Annotated in this window: 2 protein-coding genes; both read left to right on the top strand. The window is 61.2% G+C overall.

Features of this window, described 5'->3' with window-relative positions; all coding sequences use genetic code 11:
• A partial coding sequence (locus G9Q84_RS30095; protein ID WP_477749767.1) for a fimbrial biogenesis chaperone occupies nucleotides 1–242 on the top strand: 242 nt, incomplete at its 5' end.
• Nucleotides 243–283: 41 nt separating this feature from the next.
• On the top strand, nucleotides 284–536 hold a 253-nt coding region (locus tag G9Q84_RS30090; protein WP_181644547.1), incomplete at its 3' end, for a hypothetical protein.

Below are 536 nucleotides of genomic sequence, written 5' to 3'. Positions count from 1 at the left end.
TGGCGCAAGTGAACTGGAAGGCCAATGCCGGCGCGCTGATGTTCAACAACACGTCCAAATTCCATGTTGTGGTCAGCGAGCTGAAGCTCAACGGCCAGCCGATCACCCAGGCACCGGATGTGCTGCGACCCGGCCAGCAGCAGGAACTAGCGATCCAGGCCAAGCCCGGTGATGAAGTGCAAATGAGCTACATCGATGACTACGGCAGCGTCGTGACCGCCCCCATCGTCCGCCTTCACTGATACCCAAGCACCAACCTCGAAACGCCATTTCAGGAACGCCCATGCCCCGTTCACTCCCATTCATGCGCCGTTGCGCCACGAAGGCTTTCGGCTGCCCGATCGCGGCGGCCTTGGCCTTGCATTTGGCCCCTGCACAGGCTGGCTACGAGTTCGATGCGTCGTTCCTCGAGATCGGCGGCGGGCAGAGTTCGGCCGCCGTGAAACAACAGGTCAGCGCCATGAGCGAAGGCCAGTTGCCGGGGATTTACCGGGTAGACGTGTTGGTCAATGAGCATTCGGTCGAGCAGCGCGATG

The sequence above is a fragment of the Pseudomonas sivasensis genome (assembly GCF_013778505.1).
GTDB lineage: Bacteria > Pseudomonadota > Gammaproteobacteria > Pseudomonadales > Pseudomonadaceae > Aquipseudomonas > Aquipseudomonas sivasensis.
This window is presented reverse-complemented; position numbering and strand designations above follow the sequence as displayed.